Source organism: Nonomuraea sp. NPDC050790, from assembly GCF_044456745.1.
Classification (GTDB): domain Bacteria; phylum Actinomycetota; class Actinomycetes; order Streptosporangiales; family Streptosporangiaceae; genus Nonomuraea.
The window spans coordinates 887,338-904,128 of record NZ_JBITGF010000004.1 but is presented as its reverse complement, the minus strand read 5'-3'; the positions used below and the strand labels follow the sequence as shown (position 1 = coordinate 904,128).

The window sequence follows — 16,791 nt, the reverse complement described above, 5'->3', positions numbered from 1 at the left end:
GCCCCGCACCCCGTGCTGATCGACCCTGCCGGGTTCGCGGCGGCGCTGGCGTCCTGGCGCAACCCCTGCTTCCTCGCCTTCCTCACCCACGAACGCGCCGCCGACGCCCCGTCCGGCCTCGTCCACAACCTGGCCACCCCGATCCCCGCTGCCACCCGGTCCGACGCGCACGTCACCTCACCGCGCCGCGTGCGGCCGGCCCCGCTCACTGAGCACGCGCCCGCCTCCCGCCCCGCTCCGCCCGCGCGGGCCCTGCCACAACCCATCGATCCGGTACGGCAGGCGCCGCCGCTCACCGGCGAAGGCGAACCACCCGCAACCCGCGAAAACGCGCCTCCCGCAACCGGCGAAAACGCGCCTCCCGCAACCCGCGAAGGCGCGCCTCCCGCAACCCGCGAAGTCGAGCGACCCGCCACCGGCCAAGCCCCCGAGACCGTAACCAGCCAGGGGCCACCGTCCCGTCCGCTGGGTCTCGGCGAACCGCTCGTCGGCCGGCACGTCACGCCACCCACCGGTCCACGAACACCGGACCAGGCACCGGGCACCCGGCGACGCCCAGACCGGCCACCAGGCGCGCGGCCAACCCCAGACCCGGCACCGGGCGCGCGACAAACGCCAGACCAGGAGCCAGGCGCCCGGCAAACTCCAGATCAGGAGCCAGGCGTGTGGCAGACGCCAGACGAGGCACCCGGCCAGCACGCGGCCACGCTCGGCTCGCCCATGCGGGGTTTCCACGCACCGGGTCTGGCCGCGGATCCCAGGATCCTGCGTCAAGGCAGCGCGAAGCGCAACGACGCCGGGCGGCCGACGCCACCGGCCGACACACGCAGCTCGGGGCTCGAACCCGGACTCCGGGCATGGACCAGCGCGGCCCCGCTCGACGCCCGCAGCCCGGAACCCGAGCCAGGACGCCCGGCATGGACCAGTGCAGCCGCGTTCGACGCCCGCAGCCCGGGACACGAGCCGGGACACCTGACGTGGACCGGCGCGACACCGGCCACGCGCGGCGAGTCGGGGAGCGTGCCCGGCAGGCCGGGGAGTGTGCCCGGTGGATCGGGGCGTGTGTCCGGTGGATCGGCGGGTGTGGCTGGCGGGTCGGCGGGTGTGGCCGGTGGATCGGGGGGCGTGTCGGGTCCGGAGGGGGTGCGGCGGCCCCGGGAAGGGGTGCCTGCCGTACACACGCACGTGGAGCAGGTGCGGGTCGAGTGGGAGCCGTGGACCGGGACGCGCACCGCGCCGGGACCAGAGAGGACGCGCGGCGCGCCGGAAGGTGAGGGGACGGGCGCCGTACCGAAGACCGAGGAGATTGAGCCCGAGGGGACGCGCGCCGTAACGGACGGCCGGGAGCACGCGCGGGAACGCGCGGAGGCAGGTGCCGGGCGCGAGGAAGAACGGGCCGTGCGGGTGGATGAGCTGGTGGAGACGGTCTATGAGCCGCTGATGCGCAGGTTGCGTGCCGATCTGCGGCTGGAGCGGGAGCGGCGGGGCCTGCCCATGGACTCGTGGTCCTGAGGGGGACGGAGATGGCGGAAGAGGAGATCGCGGTCGCGGTCTGCTATGTCCTCAAGATCGACGGCCAGGATCTGGGGACGTTCGACAGTTGCGACGGGCTCGGCTGCGAGGTGGAGATGGAGCAGCGCGAGGAGGGTGGCAACAACGGGTACGTGTGGCAGTTGCCCACGCGGGTGCGGTTCTCCAATGTACGGCTGTCGCGCCCCGTCACCGCCGCCAGCCAGGACATCACCCGCTGGTTCGCGGGCACGGTGCACGGCGTGGCGCGCAGGACGGCGACCATCGAGGCGCGCACGCTCGCCGGCGAGCTGATCACGAGCTGGGGGCTGCGGGACGTCGTGCCGGTGCGGTGGACCGGGCCGCGCTTCGACGCCGCCACGCCACGGGCCGCCACGGAGACGGTCGAACTGGCCCATCACGGATTCTTCGGGCCAGGTTGGGGAGGCTGAGCCATGTCCACTCCTGTCGCCTTCGAGGCGAACGCCCCGTCCGGGATCGCCGGGCAGGGCCCGCCGCCCAGCCTCGAACGCGCCTATCTGGAGCTGCTCCATCCGCCGAGCGGCGGCCTCGGCAGGCCGGGCACCCGCTACGACACGATCGGCTTCCAGTTCAACCCGAACGAGCTGTCGTTCACCAAGGCCGCGCGGTGGCGGCGCAGCCCCCAGCGCAATACCAGGAAGAGCGGGGTGCCGCAGTTCCAGGGACCGGAGCCGTGCAAGCTGACGCTGGAGATGTTCTTCGACGCGGGCGACACCATGGACGACAAGGTCGTCAAGGCGGTGGAGAAGCTGTTCACCTGCGTGGTGCCCACGGACAGGACGCTGGCCAACGCCCAGTCGTGCCCGCCGTGGGTGGTGCTGCGGTGGGGGCTGCTGAACGGGTTCACGGCGTTCGTGCGGGACGTGAGCGCGCGGTTCACGCTGTTCACACCGGGCGGGCTGCCGATCAGGGCGGTCTGCTCGGTGACGATGGAGGAGGTCGCGGGGGCCCAGCCGAAGCAGAATCCGACCTCGGGCGGGCTCGGCGCCTTCGACGTGCACGTGGTGGTGGCCGGTGAGTCCCTGGCGACGGTGGCCTACCGGGCCTACGGTGACCCCGCCCTCTGGCGGGCCGTGGCGGAGGCCAACGACATCGACGACCCGTTGCGGCTGCGGCCGGGCACGCGGCTGCTGCTCCCGGCGATCGAGGAGCTGACCGGTGGCCGCTGAGCTGTTCACCGGCGGGCTCGTGGTGGACGTCGAGGGCAGCCCGCTGCCGGAGGACGTCGCGATTCGCCTCGTGTCGGGATATGTCGAGGACAGTCAGCACCTTCCCAACATCTTCGTCCTGCGCTTTCGTGACGACACCACGATGGCGCTGGCCAAGGGCGGCTTCGCCATCGGCGCCAAGGTACGGCTGAGCGTCCAGACCTCCGACCCCGGCGGCCCCCGCCCGCTGATGAGCGGCGAGGTCACCTCGGTCTGCCTCGATCTGGCCGCCGACGGGACGTTCGCCGAGGTGCGCGGGATGGACGAGGCACACCGGCTCATGCGAGGCCGACGAGTGGCCGTATATCCGGATATGACGGTTGCCGACATCGTGCGCAAGGTGGCCCAACGGGCGGGGCTGCGGCCGGGCGAGATCGACCCGCCGCCGGGCGTCGGCGGCCGGCCGGGCACGCAGATCAACCAGGACGGGATCAGCGACTGGGAGTTTCTGTGCCGGTTGGCCCGCCGTACCGGCGCGAGGGTGCGCGTCACCGGCGGGACGCTGTCGTTCCGCCCGCCCAGGCCGCCCGCCGGGATGCCCGCGGTCACCGTCGAGGCGGGCGGTGCCCTGCTGTCGCTGCGCGCCACCGTCACGGCCGGCGGCCAGGTGCCGCAGGTCGAGGTGCGTGGCTGGGACGCCGAGAACAAGCAGGAGGTCGCCGCCGTGGCCGCCCCCCGCGCGACGGGGGCGCAGGTGCCGGGCGCCGACCCGGTCGCGCTGGGCACCCGGTTCGGAGCGCCGCCGTGGTCGGCGGGCGACAGCACGTACCGCACGGAGGCCGACGTGACGGCGGCGGCCGGCGCGCTCGCGGAGGAGCTGGGCGCGGGCGCGGCGGAGCTGGAGGGCGTGGTGAGGGGGGATCCCGCGCTGCGCGCGGGCACGCTGGTGGTGCTGGCCAACGTCGGCGCGCCCTTCGAGGGCGGGTACGCGCTGACGACGACCCGGCACACGTTCTCCGAGGTCACCGGCTACACCACCGCGTTCACCGTGTCGGCGGGACGCCTTCCCGGCCCGGCGCGGCTCGGCGGGACGGGGCTGGTGCCGGCCATCGTGAGCGACGTGCACGACCCGGCCGGGCAGGGCAGGCTGCGGCTGAGCATGCCGTGGCTCGCCGACGGCTACACCAGCGGCTGGGCCAGGGTGGTCACGACCGGCGCGGGGAACGAGCGCGGGGCGGTGCTGCCCGCCGAGGTCGGCGACGAGGTGCTGGTCGGCTTCGAGAACGGCGACTTCGACCACCCCTACGTGCTCGGCGGCCTGTACAACGGGCAGGACGCGCCTCCGGACCTGTCCGCCCCGATGATCGACGACGTCAGCGGGCAGGCGAACGTCCGCGCGCTGGTCTCCCGGGCCGGTCACCGGCTGGAGCTCGTCGACTCGGTCACCGGCGGCAGCGGGGTCCTGCTCGCCTCCGGTGACGAGCGGCTGACCGTGCGGCTGGACGCGCGCACGGGCATGGTCGCGATCAAGGGCGCCAACGGCGTCAGCATCGACGCGGGCAACGGGCCGCTGGAGCTCAAGGGCGCCCGCGTCACCGTGAACGGCACGGCCGACGTGGAGATCAGGGGCACCCAGGTGAGGATCAACTGATGGGCTTCGCGGCGCGGGTGGGCGACCCGACCGATCACCCCGGCGTCATCACCGGGCCCGGCGTGCCGACCGTGCTCATCGGCGGGATGCCGGCGGCGACGGTCACCGCGATGCACGCCTGCTCGTTCCCCTCCCCCACGACGCCGCACCCACCCACGCCCCTCGTCGGGCCGGGCAGCGCGAGCGTGCTCATCGGCGGGCTGCCCGCCGTGCGCGTGGGCGACCGGGCCGGGTGCGGAGCCATGATCCTGTCCGGCTGCCCCACGGTGACGATCGGCGGATGACCATGAACAGGGACTTCATCGGCGCGGGCTGGGCCTTTCCGGTCAGCGTCGACCGTACCGGATCGATCGAGCTCGCCACGTCGGAGCGGGAGATCGCGCAGAGCATCCACCTCATCCTGGGCACCTCGCCGGGCGAGCGCCCGATGCGGCCCGAGTTCGGCTGCGCGATCCACGACCTCGTGTTCGCGCCCGCGAACGCGGGCACGGCGGGGCTCATCTCCCACGAGGTACGGCAGGCCCTGGAACGCTGGGAACCCCGGATCGTCCTCCAGGACGTCCAGGTGGGCTTCGGCCGCGTGGACGAGGGGATCCTGCTGATCGACATCCGCTACGCGATCCGCGGCGACAACGACCCGCGCAACCTCGTCTTCCCCTTCTACGTCATCCCGCCGCACGAAGGAGCACGATGACGCTGCCCGCTCCCAACCTCGACGACCGGCGCTTCCAGGACCTCGTGGACGAGGCCAAGCGGCTCGTCCAGGAGCGCTGCCCGGAATGGACCGACCACAACGTCTCCGATCCGGGCATCACGCTCATCGAGACGTTCGCGTTCATGGTCGACCAACTGCTCTACCGGCTGAACCGGGTCACCGACCTGCACTATCTGCGCTACCTGGACCTGATCGGCGTGCGCCGCTTCCCGCCCGCGCCGGCGCGCTGCGACCTCACGTTCATGCTGTCGGCGGTCAGGAAGCAGCCGGTCACCGTGCCCAAGGGCACGCAGGTGGCCAGCGAGAGCCGGGTGGTGGACGCGGCCGGTCCCGTCGTCTTCACCACCGGGGACGAGCTGTCGATCGTCCCGTGCTCGCTCAGCCGCCTGTCCACCGGGACCGTCGGATCCGCCCCGGTGGACCGGAGCGACGAGCTCGCCGAGGGGACGGGGGTCAACTGCTTCGCCCAGACCCCGCAGCAGGGCGACGCGGTGTACTTCGGTCTCTCGAACGCCGTGCCCGGCTGCGTGATCAACTTCAGGTTCGCCTGCGCGGGCGCCGGTCCGGGAGTCGACCCCCGCGATCCGCCGCTCGAATGGCAGTACTGGGACGGCGAGGCGAACGACTGGGCCACCTGCGAGGCGAGCGACGACACCACGGGCGGGCTGACGCAGGACGGCGAGGTGTACGTGCACGTCCCGGCCGGTCACGCGGCCTCGGTGGTGGGCGAGCACCGGGCGGGCTGGCTCCGCTGCCGCGTGGTCGAGGCGCGCAAGGGGCAGCCGTCGTACTCCGCCACGCCGCGGGTCACGGAGGCCGGCGCGCGGACCGTCGGCGGGACGGTCGCGGCCTTCCACGCCGACGTCGTGAAGGACGAGATCGTCGGCACGGCGGAGGGGGTTCCCGGGCAGCGGCTCGCCGTGATGCGCCCGCCGATGGTCGCCGACGGGCCGCTGGTGGTGCACGTGCACGCGCGTGGCGGTACGCAGGAGTGGACCGAGGTCACGTCCTTCGCCACGTCGGGACCCGGTGACCGGCACGTCATGGTGGACCGGGCCGCGGGTGAGATCGTCTTCGGGCCGGCCGTACGGCAGGAGGACGGGTCGTTGCTCCGCTACGGCGACGTGCCCGAGAAGGGCGCCTTCATCCAGGTGCCCGCCTACCTGACCGGCGGCGGGTCGCGCGGCAACGTGGCGCGCGGGATGCTCGTCGTCCAGCGCGAGCCCGTGCCGTTCGTGAAGTCGGTCGTCAACAGGAAGCCCGCCACCGGCGGCGTGGACGGCGAGTCGGTGGCCAACGCCGCCGCCCGCGGCCCGCTGCAACTGCGCATCAGGAACCGGGCCGTCACCGCGGAGGACTACGAGGAGCTCGCCCGCGAGGCGGCTCCGGAGGCGGCGCGCATCAAGTGCGTGCGGGCGGCGGAACACGGCGTCCGGGTGCTGGTGGTGCCGAGGGTGGAGGCCACGGACCTGAGCTTCGAGCAGTTGCAGCCCAGCAAGGAGCTGGTCAGGAAGATCGCGCTGTATCTGGACACGCGGCGCTGCCTGGGCGCGCGGGTGCTCGTGGAGCCGCCCTCCTACCAGGGCGTCACCGTCGTGGCGAGGCTGCGGGCCAGGACGGGCTCGACCCTCGCGGCGGTGCACAGCGAGGCCATGTCGGCGCTCGGCGCCTACCTGAACCCGATCACCGGTGGCCAGTTCGGCGCGGGCTGGCCGTTCGGCCGGATGGTGCAGTCGGGGGACGTGCACGCGGTGCTCCAGCGGGTCGCGGGGGTCGAGCTCGTCGAGGAGATCCAGTTGTTCGAGGCCGACCCGGTCACCAGGCAACGCGGCGAACCCACCCAGCGGATCATCCTCAAGCCCGACACCCTCGTCTTCTCCTACAAGCACCAGATCAAGGTGGGGCACGAGTGACGCGCGGCGCCGTCAACGGGCTGGCCAGCGCCCATCCCATGGGCGAGCAGCTACCGGCCATCTTCACCGGCGACAACGCCCAGAACCTGACGCGGGCGCTGGACGAGGTGCTCGCGCCCGTCCTCACGACGCTGGACTGCCTGGACAGCTACCTGGACCCCGCCCTCACGCCCTCGGACATGCTCCCGTGGCTGGCGGGCTGGGTGGCCATCGGCTTCGGCGAGCAGATGCGGGAGGACCAGCGGCGCGCGCTCGTGGCCGAGGCGGTCTCGCTCCACCGCGGGCGCGGCACACTGGGCGCGCTGATCAGGCTGGTGAAGACCCTCACGGGCATCGACGCGCAGGTCACCGACTCGGGCGGCGTCGGATGGTCCACCCGGCCGGGCGGTGACCTGCCCGGCACGGATGAGGCCACGGTCACCATCCACCTCCCCGACGAGACGGAGGTGGACAGCAAGTGGCTCTGGGAGGTGCTCGAACTGGGCGTGCCCGCCCACGTCAGCGTGCGGGTCACCATGCTCAACCCGCCGCCCGAACGCCTCAGCAGGGGTTAGGGGTCCACGTGCACATGCCGGGCGGGTAGCGCCGCTGGACCAGGATGGCGTTGATCCTGGCGGCGAAGCCGTCCATGATCGCCGCGACGTCCTCCGGGGACGGCGCGGACACCCTGAGCGACTGCCAGGGCCGCGAGTTGAATCGCAGGCAGACGTCGAACACGGGAAGTTCGGTCACGTCCACCCCCGCCTCCTCCGGCAGCCGGTCCGGCAAGGCCAGGTCGGGCAGCGTCTCCAGATCGGGTTCGTTGTCCATGTGTTTTTCCTTTTCCCTCAGAGGGTGAAGACGCGGATGCCGACCCGGGTGCCGCTCGAATCGGTGTCGTGGACCAGGGAGATGTTGTAGTCGCAGTCGCCGACGGGCGATACCTGGTCGGCCCGCATCGGAAATCCGGTGAACTCCACCCAGCCGGTGCTGGTGTCGCCCTCCTGCCAGGTCAGTGACGCCTCGCCGAGGAATAGGCCGCTGCCCTCCGGGTCGGAGACCACGAAGGTGCAGGTGTTGCCGTCTCCCCTGTCGTTCTCGGCGGAGATCTGGACCGTCAGCGGGACACCGGGCGTGGCCAGCGCCTTCCCCGACACGGGGAAGCCGTTGCTGACGTTGAAGGAACTGCCCAGCCCCGACGACGTGGTGTCGTTGATGGAGTTCACGGTCACGTTCATGTTGGTTACGACGCTCAATGTCGCCATTTGCTGCCCCCGTCGATTTCTCGTGCGTCAGATGGGACGATAAGATCCGCCCCGCGATCAGCCAACGACACCGCGGTAAAGGTTTGTTGGCCGGATTCTGGCGCTAACCAGGGCGATCTGTGAGCCCATTCGGAATGCTGAATATGCGATTTTCTGAGGTATCCGCCTGATCGAGCGGACGCCGAATGGAGATCGGATGGAGCGTATCCAGGTGGTCGTGCGTGCTCACGACCCCATCTCCCGTGCCGGGGTGCTGAGCCAGCTCAGGCAGCGGCCCGAGGTCGAGATCATGGAGACGGACCGCCCGGAGAACGCGCACGTCGGGCTGGTGGTCGCCGACTCCGTGTGCGAGCAGACCCTGGGCGTCCTGCGCACCCTGCGCTGTCACGGCGACCTCCGGCTGGTCGTCGTGGCCGGGACCGTGGACGACTCCGGGTTGCTCGCCATCGTCGAGATCGGGGTGTCCGGCGTGGTACGGCGGGCCGAGGCGAGCCCGGAGCGGCTCGTCTCGGTGATCCGGTCGGCCACCGCCGGAGGGGGCGCGATGCCGCCCGATCTGCTCGGCAGGCTGCTCGCCCAGGTCAGCCGGGTGCAGGGCGACCTGCTGACCCCGCGCGGGCTGAGCTTCTCCGGCCTGGCCGAGCGCGAGATCCAGGTGCTGCGCCTGATCGCGGAAGGCTACGACACCGCGGAGGTGGCCGCGGAACTGGCGTACTCGCAGCGCACGGTGAAGACCGTCCTGCACGACATCACCACCCGGCTTCACCTGCGCAACCGGGCCCACGCCGTCGCCTACGCGCTGCGCAACGGGCTGTTGTGAGCGCGGCGAACGGGGTGATCGGCGAGGTCGACGAGGCGCTGCGCGAGCTGGTCCGCCGGGAGGCGGTGCCCGGCTCCGGGGCCGAGGTGCTCTTGAGCGCGCCTGACGCCGAGCAGGTGGCCGGCGGTGCGGCGGCCGCCGTACATCTGAGCCTTTATGACATCCGTGAGGACCTGAGCAAGCGACGCCAGGGCATGATCAACGAGTTCAACGCCGACGGCGCGGTCACCGCGCGGCATCGCCCGCCCCGCTACGTCAGCCTGTCCTACGCGGTGGCGGTCCGGGCGCGGGAGCCGGAGGAGGAGCATCGGCTGCTCGGCGCGATCCTGCGTGTGCTGCTCGCCCATGACACCGTTCCGGCCGGCCTGCTGACCGGCTCGCTGGCCGAGCTCGGACTCCCGGTGACGATCACGGCCGCCTGCCCGCCGCTGGCGGAGCCTGCCGTGGACTTCCGGCCGTTCGTCAACGTGGTGGTCAGCGCACCGATCACGCCCCGCGCGCCGGAACCCGCCGCGCCGCCGGTGCGCAGCCCGCTCGGCGTCCGCGCGGAAGGACTCTGATGAGCATCACGTGCCCCAACTGCGGCGACGTCAACCCGGACCGCACCAGGTTCTGCGTCCAGTGCGGCGAGTACCTCGCCTGGGACAAGTCCGAGGGCAGGCCCGAGGACGACCGCGTGCCGCAGCCCACGCAGCCGCCCCCGCCCGAGCAGCACGCGAAGCTCGTCGCCGCGCTGTCCGAGCGGACGGTCGCCGTCACGCCCGGCGAGCGGGCGTCCACGACGGTGACCGTGCGCAACCGGGGCACCCGGGTCGAGCGGGTCGGCGTCAGGGTCGAGGGGGACGCGGCGGCGTTCGCGGCCGTCGAGCCGGAGGACCTCGTGATCCCGCCCGACGGCGCGGCCACCTGCACGGTCACCTTCGCTCCGCCGAGGTCCTCCGAGGTACGCGCGGGCGCGACCGGTTTCTCCGTGCTGGCCGGTTCCAAGGTCACCAGGGGCGTCTACGCGATCGCCGAGGGCGCCTGCGAGGTCGGCGGCTTCGACGACCTCCAGATCGAGCTGACACCCAGGACCGCCCGGGGGCGTTGGACGACCCGGCACTCGATCACGCTGGTCAGCCGCGGCAACCTGACCCACCGGGTCCGGTTGAAAGCCGCCGACGACGAGGACGCGCTGCGCTTCTCGATGCCGGTGACCGATCTGCTGCTCGACCCCGGCCGCACCGTCGTGCCGTTGCGCGTGTCCGCCCGCCCGTCGCTGACCGGCAAGCCCGTGGAGACGCCCTTCTCGGTGACGGCGCGCGTGGACGAGCGCGAGAAGCCGTTCCGCGCGGACGGCACCCGGGTCCTGCTGCCGCTGGTCCCGCCGTGGGCGCTGAAGGCCCTGGTGGTGCTGTTCTGCCTGGTCCTCGTCGCCGTGGCCGCGGTCATCGTGATCAGGGCGCAGCGGCCGGAGCCGGCGTTCGTCTCCCCCGAGCCGTACGCCGCCGGGAACGGCGAGATCGTCGACGGATACGGCTCCGTCGCGGTGCCCGGGCTGTCCGACCAGGCGAAGATCTTCCTGACCGCCGACCTGTCCAGGACCGCCGGGGAGACGGCCCAGCTCGGTCAGCCGCGTACCCGTGGGAAGCAGCCCATCGCCTCGCTCGGGGTCACCGGCCGGCACGGCGGGTCCTTCGCGGTGCAGGCGATCGACGGGACGTGGCTGGCGGGGGCGGGCTTCGAATACCTCGTCGTCAAGCGGCCCAGCGGGACCATCGGCGGCCTGCCGTTCGAGGCGGGGTCGGCGTCCCTCGCCCAGGGCGAGTACAGCGTCGAGGTGCCCGCGGCCACGGCGGGGAGCGGCTCGGTGATCCTGCTGACCGTGGAGTTGAGCCAGCCGTCGGAACACCCCGTCACGGGGCTCAAGGTGGACGCCAAGAGCGACGGCGCCTTCACCGTCGCCACCCTCGATCTCGCGCCGGCTGCCGTCGACGTCGGGTTCAACTGGATGGTCGTCGACTCCGGCGATCCGTCGCTGGCCGGGGTGGGCACGACCGGCACCGGGGACGCGGCGCGTATCGGCTCGCCGCTCGCGGACGGGTCCGGGGTCGTCCTGCTCACCACGGACGCCGCCCACAAGGGGTTGGCCGGGGTCGCCATGTCGGGGGTGTGCCTGGGCGAGCAGGGTCACGGCGAGTTCACGGTGGAGTGGTTCTCCGACCGGCTCACCGTCCTGCCCACGGACTTCGCGTATCTGGTCGTCAAGCGGCAGTGACGCGGCCATCAGGGCGGTCTTCTCCGCCCTGATGGCCGCCTGATCCGCGCTGGTCGCGGCCCCGGCCGGGGTGACAGCCTCCTGCTGACGACTGGTTTCTGGAGGTATCCGGCTATGAGTCGAAATATCCGCCTTGCATCGGTTTTCGCGGCCTTTTTCGCGATGACGACCTCCGTGCCGCTCTCCCCGCCGAACCCCGCACCAGAGGTGACGACCGAGGCCCCGCCGGAGTCGACCCCGGAGCCTCCGCCCGAGACTCCGGAGATCACGCCCGACGACCCACCGGATCCCTCCCCCGACATAGTTTCGCCGCCCCCGTGGACCCCGAGGCCCTCTCCCCGCGTCAGCCGTCCCGACGTGGCTCCCATGGGCTGCGACGTCCTTCCGGACAGCGGGCCCGGGAGCCGGGACATGATGGCCGGGCAGCGTGTCGTCGGCGCCATGTCCGGCGTTCCGGAACTGTCCACCTTCGTCTCGGCCATCAACCACGCGTCGTACGCCGCCACGCTCGACACCTCCGGCGACATCACCGTCTTCGCACCGGTGAACTCCGCCTTCGACAAGCTCCCCGAGGAGCGGCTCAACCAGTTGCTGGGCGACCCCGACGCGCTCATCGGCCTGCTCGGCTACCACGTGGTCGACGGCCGCAAGACCCCGGCCGACCTCGAGGACGCCACGCTGACCACGCGGCAGACCGGCACCATCACCACCACGGTCACGGACGACGTGATCAGGCTGAACAACAGGGCCAGGGTGCTGTGCCCGAACATCCAGACGTCCAACGCGACCGTCTACCTCATCAACACCGTCCTGAAGCCGCCGAGCTGACCGGTGAAGTCGAACTGAATGCGGGTCGTGTCACGATGCGTGGATGCGATCCACGGGATTACTCCTGAAGAGGACAGCCGCCGTACTCGGCGGGACGAGCATGCTCATGCTGACCGGCCTGACCTGGAGCGCGAGCGCGGAACAGGCGGGTGGGAGCACGGCGCTGGCGGTGCCCTGCGGGAACGGCCCGTACACCGGCGGCTACTACTACGACTCCTCCTACAACAACCCCAACGCCTGCGGCAAGTGTCAGACGGCGGGCGCCGCCCTGGAGGCCACGGGCCGCTGGCGCGCCTATTGCAAGATGCGCTACAACCCCGCGGGCACCCTCACCCGCGTGGACCTGTACCGATTCTGCGTGGCCTGCCTGAGCGCGCGCGATGACGTGCGTCCATGACGACCACCGCCGCCGCGGGCGGGGTCAGATCGTGCGGGTGACGTACTTGCAGACCGGGTCGGTGGCGTGGTTCGTGTCGAAGACGGCTCCGCCACGCACGTAGATCGGATCCGAGACCGGCCGGCGGAACGAGAGGTTCACCGAGCCGGACCTCGAGACGTCGTTCATCTTGACGACCTTGAGCACGTGGTCCGGGCTGCCGTTCTTCCAGAACTCGAAGTAGACGTCGTTGTCACTGCCGACGGCGCCGGCGATGTTCCAGGTGAGCTTGGTGAAGATGTGCTGGGCTCCCGCGTTGGCGTACGTGATCGACGCGTTGAGCTGGAAGCCGCTCTTGGCGCAGCGGGCGCTGAGCACGGAGGCGGCCGAGGCCGGCGCGGCCGAAAGCGAGAACGCCAACCCCAGGGCGCCGACGGCAGCGGCGGATTTCAGGATTCTCATGCCGCCAGACCCTAGAGATGGGCGGTATGTCGCAGGTATGCCGCGTGACCACACCCCGCCGTGGCGGCGGCGGACGCAGGGGCTCGTCCCGTGACGCGGATTCCAGGTGCGGGCCCCCGCTCTCGGCGGCAACCGCGAGCCGGGCCGGGCCGAACACAGGAAGCATGACGCATCGCTTCGACGAGGTCGCCGACTGTGCCGTCGTGGGGGGCGGGCCCGGCGGCATGATGCTCGCCTATCTGCTGGCCCGCGGCGGCGCGCGGGTGACCCTGCTGGAGTCGCACGGCGACTTCAACCGCCGCTTCCGCGGCGGCTCCCTGGCGCCCGCCGTCCTGGACTTCCTCCACACCCTGGGCCTGGCCGAGCGGATGCTGGCCGATCTGCCGCACACGACCGTGTCGACGTTCGGCTGGCAGGCGGGCGAGCGCCTGTACACGCTGGCCGACTACCGGCGGGCCAGCCGCCGGCACCCCTACTACGCCCTCATCCCGCAGGCCAGGTTCCTGCCGTACCTCGCCGAACGGGCGGCCGCGTACGACGGTTTCGTGCTGCGCACCCGGGCCCGTGCCTGCCGGCTCCTGGAGGACGGCACCGGCCGGGTCACCGGAGTCGCCTATGCCCGCGGGGACGGCGACCGGACCGTCGGCGCCCGCCTGGTCGTGGCCGCGGACGGCCGCAACTCCAAGCTGCGCGCTCTGGGCGGTTTCACCGCGCGGGAACTCGGCGCGAGCCTGGACGTGCTGTGGCATGCGGTCCCCAAGAACGCCACCGATCCCGCCACGTCCGGACTCCGCCTGCACGGCGTGCCCGGCGCGCTGCTGGCCGTACTCGATCAGGACACTCACTGGCAGCTCGGCTACATGATCCCGGCAGGATCGTTCGCGCGGGTGCGCGAGCGAGGAACCGCGCCCATCCGCACCGCGTTCGGCGACGCGCTGCCCTGGCTGACCGGCCGCCTCGAAACCCTGCACGACGTCAACGAGCTCACCCTGCTGCCGGTCCGCATCACCACGGTCGACACCTGGTACCGGCCCGGCCTGCTGCTCATCGGCGACGCCGCCCACGTCATCTCCCCGGTCGGCGGCAACGGCATCAACCTCGCCATCGCCGACGCCGCCCAGACCGCCAACCTCGTTCTCCCCCACCTCCTGAACCCCGGCCAGACCGCCACCCTCGACACCGCCTGCCGCCAGGTGGAACTCCTGCGCCGCCCGCTCACCGACCGGGAGCAGCGCTTCCAGGCACGGGCCGAGCGCGGCGCCCGCGCCCGCCTGGAGTCGGGCCGCACCACTCCCCCGCTCCCGGTACGGCTGATCGCCGCCGTCCCCGGCCTGGCCACCAGGAACGGCCGCCGCAACGCCGCCCTCATCCGCATCCCCGCCCCCCTCGACCAGATCCTGCGCCACTCCCCATGACGCGGAGGCCAGGGCGCCGGGCGGCGGCTCAGGAGTTCAGGCGGGCCAGGACCAGGTCGGTCAAGCCGTTGGCGAACGTGGCGCCGCCCACGGTCAGCGGGAACGCCACCGGGGTGAAGAGGATGGACTGCATGTCGGGTGGCGGACCGGCCGGCTCGGTCTCGGGCCGGTCCAGCCACCGAACAGGATCAGCGCGGAATGGCTCATCGGCGTTCCCGGACCCTAGAGCGGGTCGCGGAGGATGGGGCAGGTCATGCAGTGCCCGCCGCCCCGGCCCTTGCCGAGTTCGAAGCCCTCGATCTCGATGACCTCCACGCCGTGCTCGCGCAGCTTGCGGTTGGTGAACTCGTTCTTGTGGTAGCCGATCACCACCCCGGGAGCCAGGGCGACGAAGTTGCTGCCCGAGTCCCACTGCTCGCGGGCCCGCTGGTAGTCGTCGCCTCCGGTGGGGATGACATCGAGGTGGTTGATGCCGAGCGCGTCCTCCAGCGCGGCGGCCAGGCTCTTGTCGCGGTGGATGTCGAGCGTGCCGTCCTTGTCGCCGGGGCGCAGCGAGTACACGACGGCGTTGTCCACGACGGGCGGGTAGCCGGTGGCCTTGTCGACGTCCAGCAGCGTGAAGACGGTGTCGAGGTGCATGTACGAGCGGTGCGGCGGGATGTTGACCGCGAGGACCCGGTTGGCCGCGCCCGCGGCAAACAGCGACCGGGCCAGTTCCTCGATCATGATGGTGGTGGTGCGCTCGCTCACGCCGATGGCGACCGCGCCGTTGCCGATCGGCATCATGTCGCCGCCCTCCAGGGAGGCGCGGCCGAAGTCCTCCTCGTCGAAGGTGCCGTCGTCGCCCATGGGCGGGTACCAGTAGGCGAACCCGTCGTCGGCGAACATCGGGTGGTGCTGGTAGATGACGCTCTGGTTGATGGTCTCCAGCCTTCTGGCGTGGAAGTAGAGCGGGTTCAGCGACACGCCGCCGTAGAGCCAGGCCGACGGGTCCCGCTGGTAGAGGGAGTTGGGCAGCGGCCTGAGGATGAACGAGCCCGGGTCGTCCATGGCCACGACCAGCGAGCGGGTGTCGAAGGCGCCCTCGGTCTGGTCGGTGAACTCCTGCTTGGTGAGCCCGCCGATCAGGTGCGTGGCCAGCTTCTGCCCGTCCCAGGAGGCCAGCTCGGCGCGGATCTCGTCCACGAGCATCGGGCCGACGGTCAGGTGGGTGACCATCCGCTCCACCGCGTGCCGCTTGGCCTGCTGCCCGGTGTCGAGCGCCTCGGCGAGCAGTTCCTGGTGGTAGAAGACCTCGACGCCGCGCTCGCGCATCACCTCGACGAAGGCGTCGTGTTCGAGCTGCGCCCGCCGGACCCACAGCACGTCGTCGTAGAGCAGGTCGTCCTTGTTGGCCGGAGTCAGCCGCTTGAGGCTGAGCTCCGGGCGGTGCACGATCACCTTCCGCAGCACGCCGACTTCCGAGTGCGCCCCGTACCTGGTCGTCACAAGATCCCCCTACGAGATCGGCCGGATCACCTCAAAGCAGGATCACATGCAAATATGATCATTTATCCCAAGAAGGGGTAGTTTGTCGGTAACGTCGGCCGCCCTCACGAGGACTTGGGCGCGGGGGCCACGGGCACCCTCACCGTGACGGATCCGGCGGTGGGGAAGCGAAAGGTGACCGGGACCGTGGTGTGGCCGAGCTGCCGGTTCACACCCACGAGCCGCAGGTACGGCCGGCCGTCACCCTTCTGCATGGACGTCTCGCCCTTGGGCGGTACGGTCACCCGGATCCGGTCCGCCGGAGCCGCGTCGCCGCCGACGTAGACGACCTTCTTGGCCTCGGTCGTGCTGACCGCGTCCAGGACCTGCTCGCGGTCGCTCTCGTTGACGATCGTGAGGTACAGCGGAAGCTCCCCGCCGACCTGCTGCTGGTCCATGGGCGGCGCCTCGATGTTGAGGTGCAGCAGGCGTACCGGGCCGACCTGGGCGTCGGTGTGGTTGCTTCGCCAGTCCGTCTCGTCGCGGATGGAGCTGGAGCCGCAGGCGGACAGGGCGAGCACGGCGACGATGCCGGAAATGAAGGATTTCATCGGACTCAGATCCCTGCTCGCGGGCTTGCCGGTCGGAATGCTGATACCCGCGGCCCTTCTCAACGCGAACGCGACGTTCGGTAGATCCTTCCGTCCCTGAAGAAGCCTTGACAGGCTGTCGACGGCATGTGCTCACGCCGGCCGGTTCGCCGTCACCGGCCGCAAGGGACGGATCACCATATCGGGCACCACCCCCGCCGTCCTCCTGACCGGCGTCAACGCCTACCTCCCCCAGGTCGCGCACGCCGGCATCACCCGACCGCGAGCAACTCGGCCTGGCCTGGACTCTGGGCACGATCGGCCTCGACGTCTGACCGGCCCGCGCGCGGCGGT

19 protein-coding genes and 1 pseudogene are annotated in these 16,791 nt (G+C 71.6%); 15 read left to right on the top strand and 5 right to left on the bottom strand.

All coding sequences use genetic code 11. The features are described 5' to 3' along the window. Nucleotides 1-1,164 precede the first annotated feature (1,164 nt). Genes ACIBEJ_RS24575 through ACIBEJ_RS24540 form a run of 8 tightly spaced genes read left to right on the top strand, consistent with a single transcriptional unit; the run spans nucleotide 1,165 to nucleotide 7,532 of the window. Nucleotides 1,165-1,512, top strand: coding sequence for a hypothetical protein (locus ACIBEJ_RS24575; protein ID WP_397185125.1), 348 nt, complete (start codon nucleotides 1,165-1,167; stop codon nucleotides 1,510-1,512). Nucleotides 1,513-1,523: 11 nt separating this feature from the next. After that, nucleotides 1,524-1,961, top strand: coding sequence for a phage tail protein (locus ACIBEJ_RS24570; RefSeq protein ID WP_397185124.1), 438 nt, complete (start codon nucleotides 1,524-1,526; stop codon nucleotides 1,959-1,961). A 3-nt stretch (nucleotides 1,962-1,964) separates the two neighbouring features. Beyond that, nucleotides 1,965-2,720: a hypothetical protein gene (locus ACIBEJ_RS24565; protein WP_397185123.1), complete on the top strand. Its 756-nt coding sequence runs from the start codon at nucleotides 1,965-1,967 to the stop codon at nucleotides 2,718-2,720. After that, nucleotides 2,710-4,350, top strand: coding sequence for a VgrG-related protein (locus ACIBEJ_RS24560; protein WP_397185122.1), 1,641 nt, complete (start codon nucleotides 2,710-2,712; stop codon nucleotides 4,348-4,350). The genes ACIBEJ_RS24565 and ACIBEJ_RS24560 overlap by 11 nt, the downstream gene beginning before the upstream one ends. After that, nucleotides 4,350-4,634, top strand: coding sequence for a PAAR domain-containing protein (locus tag ACIBEJ_RS24555; protein WP_397185121.1), 285 nt, complete (start codon nucleotides 4,350-4,352; stop codon nucleotides 4,632-4,634). Before ACIBEJ_RS24560 ends, ACIBEJ_RS24555 begins: the two co-directional genes overlap by 1 nt. After that, nucleotides 4,631-5,044: a GPW/gp25 family protein gene (locus ACIBEJ_RS24550; RefSeq protein WP_397185120.1), complete on the top strand. Its 414-nt coding sequence runs from the start codon at nucleotides 4,631-4,633 to the stop codon at nucleotides 5,042-5,044. Before ACIBEJ_RS24555 ends, ACIBEJ_RS24550 begins: the two co-directional genes overlap by 4 nt. Continuing rightward, nucleotides 5,041-6,978 carry a putative baseplate assembly protein gene (locus ACIBEJ_RS24545; protein ID WP_397185119.1) on the top strand — a complete coding sequence of 646 codons (1,938 nt, stop codon included), beginning with the start codon at nucleotides 5,041-5,043 and terminating at the stop codon, nucleotides 6,976-6,978. The genes ACIBEJ_RS24550 and ACIBEJ_RS24545 overlap by 4 nt, the downstream gene beginning before the upstream one ends. Then, complete coding sequence (locus ACIBEJ_RS24540) at nucleotides 6,975-7,532, top strand: phage tail protein I (RefSeq protein ID WP_397185118.1); 558 nt, start codon at nucleotides 6,975-6,977, stop codon at nucleotides 7,530-7,532. The genes ACIBEJ_RS24545 and ACIBEJ_RS24540 overlap by 4 nt, the downstream gene beginning before the upstream one ends. Here the strand turns inward: ACIBEJ_RS24540 and ACIBEJ_RS24535 are convergent. Both ACIBEJ_RS24535 and ACIBEJ_RS24530 read right to left on the bottom strand, forming a co-directional pair. Then, nucleotides 7,519-7,788: a hypothetical protein gene (locus ACIBEJ_RS24535; RefSeq protein ID WP_397185117.1), complete on the bottom strand. Its 270-nt coding sequence runs from the start codon at nucleotides 7,786-7,788 to the stop codon at nucleotides 7,519-7,521. The two genes, ACIBEJ_RS24540 and ACIBEJ_RS24535, sit on opposite strands and share 14 nt — an antisense overlap. A 17-nt stretch (nucleotides 7,789-7,805) precedes the next feature. Next, nucleotides 7,806-8,195 carry a hypothetical protein gene (locus ACIBEJ_RS24530; protein WP_397185116.1) on the bottom strand — a complete coding sequence of 130 codons (390 nt, stop codon included), beginning with the start codon at nucleotides 8,193-8,195 and terminating at the stop codon, nucleotides 7,806-7,808. A gap of 223 nt (nucleotides 8,196-8,418) precedes the next feature. Between ACIBEJ_RS24530 and ACIBEJ_RS24525 the strand changes: the two genes are divergently transcribed. From ACIBEJ_RS24525 to ACIBEJ_RS24505, 5 genes are all read left to right on the top strand, one after another. Continuing rightward, nucleotides 8,419-9,042, top strand: coding sequence for a LuxR C-terminal-related transcriptional regulator (locus tag ACIBEJ_RS24525; RefSeq protein WP_397185115.1), 624 nt, complete (start codon nucleotides 8,419-8,421; stop codon nucleotides 9,040-9,042). After that, a complete protein-coding gene (locus tag ACIBEJ_RS24520; RefSeq protein ID WP_397185114.1) occupies nucleotides 9,039-9,602 on the top strand; it encodes a DUF4255 domain-containing protein in 564 nt (187 codons plus the stop codon). Before ACIBEJ_RS24525 ends, ACIBEJ_RS24520 begins: the two co-directional genes overlap by 4 nt. Beyond that, nucleotides 9,602-11,299, top strand: coding sequence for a hypothetical protein (locus ACIBEJ_RS24515; RefSeq protein WP_397185113.1), 1,698 nt, complete (start codon nucleotides 9,602-9,604; stop codon nucleotides 11,297-11,299). Before ACIBEJ_RS24520 ends, ACIBEJ_RS24515 begins: the two co-directional genes overlap by 1 nt. A gap of 162 nt (nucleotides 11,300-11,461) precedes the next feature. Next, the gene (locus tag ACIBEJ_RS24510) at nucleotides 11,462-12,127 is read left to right on the top strand and encodes a fasciclin domain-containing protein (protein WP_397185112.1); all 666 of its coding nucleotides are present in this window, start codon (nucleotides 11,462-11,464) and stop codon (nucleotides 12,125-12,127) included. A gap of 43 nt (nucleotides 12,128-12,170) precedes the next feature. Further along, nucleotides 12,171-12,524, top strand: a complete 354-nt coding sequence (locus tag ACIBEJ_RS24505) for a hypothetical protein (protein ID WP_397185111.1) — start codon at nucleotides 12,171-12,173, stop codon at nucleotides 12,522-12,524. 24 nt (nucleotides 12,525-12,548) lie between these two features. Here ACIBEJ_RS24505 and ACIBEJ_RS24500 read toward each other — a convergent pair whose 3' ends face one another. Continuing rightward, nucleotides 12,549-12,965 carry a hypothetical protein gene (locus ACIBEJ_RS24500; protein WP_397185110.1) on the bottom strand — a complete coding sequence of 139 codons (417 nt, stop codon included), beginning with the start codon at nucleotides 12,963-12,965 and terminating at the stop codon, nucleotides 12,549-12,551. A 164-nt stretch (nucleotides 12,966-13,129) separates the two neighbouring features. On the opposite strand from ACIBEJ_RS24500, the gene ACIBEJ_RS24495 reads away from it, so the two are divergent. Then, complete coding sequence (locus ACIBEJ_RS24495; protein ID WP_397185109.1) at nucleotides 13,130-14,380, top strand: FAD-dependent monooxygenase; 1,251 nt, start codon at nucleotides 13,130-13,132, stop codon at nucleotides 14,378-14,380. A gap of 222 nt (nucleotides 14,381-14,602) precedes the next feature. Here the strand turns inward: ACIBEJ_RS24495 and ACIBEJ_RS24490 are convergent, their stop codons facing one another. Together ACIBEJ_RS24490 and ACIBEJ_RS24485 are read right to left on the bottom strand one after the other, a co-directional pair. After that, entirely contained in the window at nucleotides 14,603-15,868 is a 1,266-nt protein-coding gene (locus tag ACIBEJ_RS24490) for an arginine deiminase (RefSeq protein ID WP_397185108.1), read from the bottom strand. 104 nt (nucleotides 15,869-15,972) lie between these two features. After that, complete coding sequence (locus ACIBEJ_RS24485) at nucleotides 15,973-16,458, bottom strand: hypothetical protein (protein ID WP_397185107.1); 486 nt, start codon at nucleotides 16,456-16,458, stop codon at nucleotides 15,973-15,975. A 115-nt stretch (nucleotides 16,459-16,573) separates the two neighbouring features. Between ACIBEJ_RS24485 and ACIBEJ_RS24480 the strand changes: the two are divergent. Then, nucleotides 16,574-16,702, top strand: a pseudogene (locus ACIBEJ_RS24480) (alpha-N-acetylglucosaminidase N-terminal domain-containing protein); the annotation flags it as partial. Between the last annotated feature and the right edge of the window lie 89 nt (nucleotides 16,703-16,791).

Coding starts and splice junctions, on each gene's coding strand:
- ACIBEJ_RS24495 (WP_397185109.1), top strand. CDS start 13,130: ATGACGCATCGCTTCGACGAGGTCGCCGACTGTGCCGTCGTGGGGGGC.
- ACIBEJ_RS24525 (WP_397185115.1), top strand. CDS start 8,419: ATGGAGCGTATCCAGGTGGTCGTGCGTGCTCACGACCCCATCTCCCGT.
- ACIBEJ_RS24510 (WP_397185112.1), top strand. CDS start 11,462: ATGACGACCTCCGTGCCGCTCTCCCCGCCGAACCCCGCACCAGAGGTG.
- ACIBEJ_RS24505 (WP_397185111.1), top strand. CDS start 12,171: ATGCGATCCACGGGATTACTCCTGAAGAGGACAGCCGCCGTACTCGGC.
- ACIBEJ_RS24515 (WP_397185113.1), top strand. CDS start 9,602: ATGAGCATCACGTGCCCCAACTGCGGCGACGTCAACCCGGACCGCACC.
- ACIBEJ_RS24500 (WP_397185110.1), bottom strand. CDS start 12,965: ATGAGAATCCTGAAATCCGCCGCTGCCGTCGGCGCCCTGGGGTTGGCG.
- ACIBEJ_RS24545 (WP_397185119.1), top strand. CDS start 5,041: ATGACGCTGCCCGCTCCCAACCTCGACGACCGGCGCTTCCAGGACCTC.
- ACIBEJ_RS24550 (WP_397185120.1), top strand. CDS start 4,631: ATGACCATGAACAGGGACTTCATCGGCGCGGGCTGGGCCTTTCCGGTC.
- ACIBEJ_RS24535 (WP_397185117.1), bottom strand. CDS start 7,788: ATGGACAACGAACCCGATCTGGAGACGCTGCCCGACCTGGCCTTGCCG.
- ACIBEJ_RS24485 (WP_397185107.1), bottom strand. CDS start 16,458: ATGAAATCCTTCATTTCCGGCATCGTCGCCGTGCTCGCCCTGTCCGCC.
- ACIBEJ_RS24555 (WP_397185121.1), top strand. CDS start 4,350: ATGGGCTTCGCGGCGCGGGTGGGCGACCCGACCGATCACCCCGGCGTC.
- ACIBEJ_RS24530 (WP_397185116.1), bottom strand. CDS start 8,195: ATGAACGTGACCGTGAACTCCATCAACGACACCACGTCGTCGGGGCTG.
- ACIBEJ_RS24570 (WP_397185124.1), top strand. CDS start 1,524: ATGGCGGAAGAGGAGATCGCGGTCGCGGTCTGCTATGTCCTCAAGATC.
- ACIBEJ_RS24565 (WP_397185123.1), top strand. CDS start 1,965: ATGTCCACTCCTGTCGCCTTCGAGGCGAACGCCCCGTCCGGGATCGCC.